This is a genomic window from Streptomyces beijiangensis, assembly GCF_017315755.1.
GTDB lineage: Bacteria > Actinomycetota > Actinomycetes > Streptomycetales > Streptomycetaceae > Streptomyces > Streptomyces beijiangensis.
Map to the genome: position 1 here is coordinate 1 of NZ_JAFLRJ010000992.1, position 699 is coordinate 699.

Here is a 699-nt window from a genome sequence, read left to right on the forward strand (position 1 = left end):
GCCCACGCCCCCTGCCACCCCCGGCTCCGCAGAGGAAGCCACGGAGGAGCCCGTGCTGCTCGCCCCGCCCGAACTGAACCGTGAGACCTGGGGCCGCGCGGCCCGCCGCCTGCTCGCCAAGATGCTCGCCGCCTTCGCCTACGAGGAACTCATCGAGCCCGTCCCCTTCACCACCCCGAACGCAGGCGACCGCCACGCCATGCGTCTCGACGACGACAGCGTCCTCACGTTCCGCGCCCGGCGCGGCAGTTACGGTCACTGGCACATCGCTCCGGACTCCATCGAGGTCCAGGGACAGCCCTTCGGTGACCCCCTGCAGTTCCTTGTCCGCGCCCGCCGCGTCCTCGCCCTCGACGGGGCCACCCTGGGCCACCTCGTCCGCGAACTCACCACCACCCTCGCCGCCGATGCCCGCCTCGACCACACCGCGCTCTCCGTGGCCGACCTCGTCGAACTCGGCTACGCCCAGCTGGAGGGCCACCAGACCGGGCACCCCTGGCTCGTCCTCAACAAGGGCCGCGTCGGTTTCTCCGCCACCGACGCCGCACGCTGGACCCCCGAGGCCCGCCGACCGTCCCGTCTCCCGTGGATCGCGGTGTCCACCGCACTCGCCTCCTACCGGGGCGTCTCCGGGCTCGCCACCCCCGACCGCCTCTACCATCGTGAACTGGACGCCCCCACCCGCGCCTCCTTCGCCGC

The 699-nt window shown here is 73.1% G+C and carries 1 protein-coding gene; it reads left to right on the forward strand.

The window, feature by feature from the left end:
• Positions 1–699: IucA/IucC family protein (locus J0695_RS40235; protein WP_372445922.1), on the forward strand; the 699-nt coding region annotated here is incomplete at both ends.